Here is a 4,720-nt window from a genome sequence, read left to right on the forward strand (position 1 = left end):
TCCATGGGCAGGCTTACACTCAACGTGCTTCTGTCCTTTGCGCAGTTTGAGCGCGAGGTTACGGGCGAGCGCATCCGTGACAAAATCGCTGCTTCCAAGAAGAAGGGGCTCTGGATGGGTGGCTTTGTGCCATTCGGCTATGAGGCTAAGGAAAGAACCCTGGTCATCAAGGATGACGAAGCCGAAATAGTCCGGGAAATCTACCGCCTCTACCAGCAATACGGGAATTTGCGACTGGTGAAAGCCGAGGTGGATCGGCGCAGTTACACCACCAAACCCCGTCCTGGATCTGGTGATCGTTTGCGCGGAGGCAGACCATTCTCCCGAGGTCACCTCTACCGTATCCTGAGCAATCCGATCTATGCGGGCAAAATTGCCCATAAAGGAGAAATCCATGCCGGCCAGCATCCAGCCATCATCGAAGAGCAGGTCTGGCAGGACATCCAGACGCAGCTGAAGGTCAATGCGGCAAAACCTCGTGGCAGGAAAACTGCTCAGAATATCAGCCTGCTGGCCGGGCTGCTGTTCGATCAAAACGGGGAGCGCTTAACACCCAGCCATGCCAACAAGAAGGGGAAACGTTACCGATATTACATCTCCAGCAGTCTCATTAAACAGGCAAGATCAGAGGAAAAACGCGGCTGGCGCATCGCCGCACAGGAACTTGAAAAAGCTGTTCTGTACCTGCTGACCGACGGGCTGAAACAACCTCTACAGCTGATCGAACAGACCGGAATAGAACTGACTGCTGCTCAGACAGAAACCGTCTTATCCAAAAGCAAAAAGCTGGCGCAGGAACTTGCCGAGTCAACCACAGACCATCAGGCCGAAATCCTAAAGCAGCTTCTCCACCGGATCGTTCTTACTGAAGAGATGCTCACACTGGAGCTTAAACCCTCCACGCTGCTTCATCATCTCGGCACCAAAAAAATCGCCGCTGTAAATCCGGTTTCCATTACCGCCCCCCTCCAGATCAAAAAACGCGGCATCGAAACCAAACTGGTCATTCCAGGTACCGATGAGACACGCATGTCCGACACTACGCTGATTAAAGCCATCGCCCGAGCCCATGCTTGGTGGGAGGAGATGGTATCCGGAACATCAAGCTCCATCGAATCCATCTCCAAAAGAGAAAAGATCTCACCGCGCTACATCAGCCGTCTGATCCAGTTGGCCTTCCTGTCTCCCGGTGTAGTCACAGAGATTCTAAACGGCCAACAGCCAGTCGACCTGACACTGGAAAAACTGTTCCGCACTGACATCCCATCATCCTGGAAACAGCAGGAAATGGCGCTGGGGTTTGCGGCTTAAGCAACCCCAAAACCGCACCGTCACCAAGCCCAACAGAGAAAGCTGCTGAAAAAGCCTGAAACAGAGGCAGAGAAAGCCTCTCTCCCGTGCGCCTCAATGTCACGAACCCCGCACACTGCGGGAGCCACTACAGGACAAAAAGTATATACGTAGGAATAAAAGACTTAATGGCGGACGGGGTGAGATTCGAACTCACGATACCCTTGCGGGTATGCCGCATTTCGAGTGCGGTGCCTTCAACCACTCGGCCACCCGTCCCTGATCATTCTTCTTCAACGCTTGCCGGTGGTTGAAGAGCCGTTATTTTGCCGGCCTGCGCCGGCCCCGGCCACCCGTCCACAGGCTTCCGGCAGGACGGGGCTGTTATAGCAAAGTCCTGCCCGCTGTCTACAGGGGAGCGCTGGCATCCTGCGCCGCCGTTGCGCCAGTGGCCGGCACGGATCCGCCGCTGCCTTCCGCCTTGCGGGGAGGGGGAGCGTCGCTGCGGACAATGGGCTCACCGCGCAGGAGGGCCTGGACTTCCTCGCCCGAAATGGTTTCGTATTCCAGAAGGGCGCTGGCCAGGGTGTGCAGGTCCTGCATGTGGCTGGTCAGGATGGCGCGGGCCTTGTCCTCGGCCTCCTGGATCAGGCGGCGGACTTCCTGGTCGATCAGCCCGGCTGTGCCTTCGGACATGTTGCGCTGCTGGCCGATGGAGTGGCCCAGGAAGATTTCCTGTTCATTGGCGCTGTAGCGGACGCGGCCCAGTTTGTCCGACATGCCGAACTCGGTCACCATGCGCCGGGCCATTTCCGTGGCCTGCTGGATGTCGCTTCCAGCGCCGGTGGTCACGTGTTCCGGCCCGAAGATCAGCTCCTCTGCTACCCGGCCACCAAATGCCATGGCCAGCCTGGATTCCATCTCCAGCTTCGACAGGCCGTACCGGTCCCGCTCGGGCAGGCTCACTGTCACGCCCAGCGCACGGCCGCGGGGAATGATGGTAACCTTGTGGAGCGGGTCATGCTCGGGCACGTGCAGGCTGACCAGGGCGTGGCCGGCCTCGTGATAGGCGGTCAGTTTCTTTTCCTTGTCCGTCATGACCATGGAACGGCGCTCGGCCCCCATGATGATCTTGTCCCTGGCAGCCTCGAAATCCACCATGGTGACGGCCTTCCTGCCATAGCGGGCGGCCATCAGGGCCGCCTCGTTCACCAGGTTGGCCAGGTCCGCGCCGGAAAAGCCGGGCGTGCCACGGGCGATGGTTTTCAGGTTAACGTCAGGCGCCACAGGCACCTTGCGCACATGGACCCGCAGGATCTTTTCGCGGCCAGCGATATCCGGATTGGGCACCACCACCTGGCGGTCAAAGCGTCCGGGCCGCAGCAGGGCAGGGTCCAGCACGTCCGGGCGGTTGGTGGCCGCGATCAGGATCACGCCCTCGTTGGCCTCGAACCCGTCCATTTCCACCAGCAGCTGGTTCAGGGTCTGCTCCCGCTCGTCATTGCCGCCGCCAAGACCCGCGCCGCGATGACGGCCCACCGCGTCGATCTCGTCAATAAAGATGATGCAGGGCGCGTTCTTCTTGCCCTGTTCGAACATGTCGCGGACGCGGCTGGCGCCCACGCCCACGAACATTTCTACAAAGTCAGAGCCGGAAATGGTGAAGAAGGGAACGTTGGCCTCTCCCGCCACGGCGCGGGCGGTGAGGGTTTTACCGGTACCGGGGGGACCAACCAGAAGGACGCCCTTGGGGATCTTGCCACCCAGGCGCTGGAATTTCTGGGGGTCTTTCAGGAATTCGACAATTTCCTGAAGTTCCTGCTTGGCCTCATCAATCCCGGCCACATCGTCGAAGGTGACGCGGCCCGTCTTTTCGGTCAAAAGACGCGCCCGGCTGCGACCAAAGCCCATGGCCTTGCCACTGCCCGTCTGGACCTGGCGCAGGAAGAAGATGGAGATGCCGATCAGGATAATCATGGGCAGCCAGGACAGGATGACGCCCAGAAGGGTTGGCGCGTTGGAATCATCGGGCTGTGCGCTGATGATAACGTTTTTGGCTGTCAGTTTGTCCACAATACCTGCATCCGCCGGAGCATAGGTAGAGAACTTGCGTCCGTCGTCAAAGCTTCCCGAGATATGCTGGCCCTTGATGGCGACTTCCTTGACCGTGCCCTGCTCGACCTGGGTCAGGAACTGGCTGAAGGGAATTTTGAACTGGCTGCCGGGGGAGGAAGAGTCCTGGATGAAATTGAACAGGGCGATCAGCACAAGGCCGATAACGGCCCACAGGGCCAGATTTTTTCCGATATTGTTCACAGGCACAACCCCTGATCCAGAAACTGCTCTGCCCTCAAGTCTATCACATGGGGGCCAAGCCGCATATGCACATATAGATAGGATAAAATCATGGTAATGCAACCCTGAAACCTGTTCCGCACAGGGAGACAGGAGGGCAGAAGGCCATGGTCATAAGGTCGGGAGAGACCAGTGCACCGGCCCGGTCGTGGGCCCAGGGCAGGCCATGGCGGACAGGGCCGGGAAGGCCGGAGGGGAGGGCGGCGCCTGCCGCTTTCAGTGTCTGCCATCCCTCCGGGCCCAGAGGGCTGATCCACAGAGGCCCGGCTGGCGGATTGGCGCAGGTGATGAGAATGCGGTTGTCCCACAGGACAGGCTCCCGGCCCAGGGGAAGGGTCAGGGACCTGTACTCCCGCGACAGTTCCCGGCAGATTACCAGCCTGTCCTTCCGGTACGTCAGCAGGCAGTTTCCCAGCGCCCCGGCTCTGGCCGGCTCCTGACGGATCTGCTGCCACAGGGTCCGGGTGCTGTCCCGGTGCGGGGGATATTCCAGGCCCCCGATAGTGGTGACGCAGCGCGCCAGGACCCGGCAGCCGTCCTCTTCCGGAAGCGCCATCAGGGCTGTCCGGTCCAGCGTCATCCATCCTTCAGGGTAAATGGCGGCGTGACCGGCGAAGAACAGGGCCATGGCCTGTTCTGCATCCCGACGCTGCAGGCCTTTGTTCTGAGCCATATCCCACAGGTCGGCCGAGGCTTTGGCTTTCCGGATCCGGGCCCGGTCAAAGGCCGGCGACTGGTTGGAGGGATCCTCGATCCAGGGCTGGTCGTAATGCCTGCATGTTTCCTGGAGCCGGGATTTGGGAACGGCAAGCAGGGGCCGGATCAGGCGTCCATGGGGCAGGGGGCGGACAGCGGACATGCCGGCCAGGCCCGTATCGCCGCTGTTCCTGTCCAGGCGCATGCGCACGGTTTCTTCCTGGTCGTCCCGGTGATGGGCGACGGCCAGATGCAGGATCCCCCGGTTCCGGCAGGCAGACGACAGCAGTCGGTAGCGCGCTTCCCTGGCGGACTCCTGGATCCGGGAAGAAGGCTTGTCGCCGATCCAGGGCAGGATGATATGTTCAATGCCGCGGGC

General features: G+C 60.3%; 3 protein-coding genes and 1 tRNA gene. 1 reads left to right on the forward strand and 3 read right to left on the reverse strand.

Going from position 1 to position 4,720, the window contains the following annotated elements; genetic code table 11:
- A partial coding sequence (locus M3O22_08630) for a recombinase family protein (GenBank protein ID MDP9196807.1) occupies positions 1–1,311 on the forward strand: 1,311 nt, incomplete at its 5' end.
- Between the two features lie 168 nt (positions 1,312–1,479).
- On the opposite strand, the gene M3O22_08635 is transcribed toward M3O22_08630, so the two are convergent.
- The 3 genes from M3O22_08635 to tilS all read right to left on the reverse strand — a co-directional run.
- Positions 1,480–1,569: transfer RNA gene (locus M3O22_08635), tRNA-Ser, on the reverse strand.
- 129 nt (positions 1,570–1,698) lie between these two features.
- Complete coding sequence (ftsH, locus tag M3O22_08640; GenBank protein MDP9196808.1) at positions 1,699–3,606, reverse strand: ATP-dependent zinc metalloprotease FtsH; 1,908 nt, start codon at positions 3,604–3,606, stop codon at positions 1,699–1,701.
- Between the two features lie 88 nt (positions 3,607–3,694).
- Positions 3,695–4,720 (reverse strand): tRNA lysidine(34) synthetase TilS (gene tilS, locus M3O22_08645; GenBank protein ID MDP9196809.1); only part of this gene is annotated, 1,026 nt, incomplete at its 5' end.

Source organism: Pseudomonadota bacterium (assembly GCA_030775045.1).
Taxonomy (GTDB): domain Bacteria; phylum Pseudomonadota; class Alphaproteobacteria; order JALYJY01; family JALYJY01; genus JALYJY01.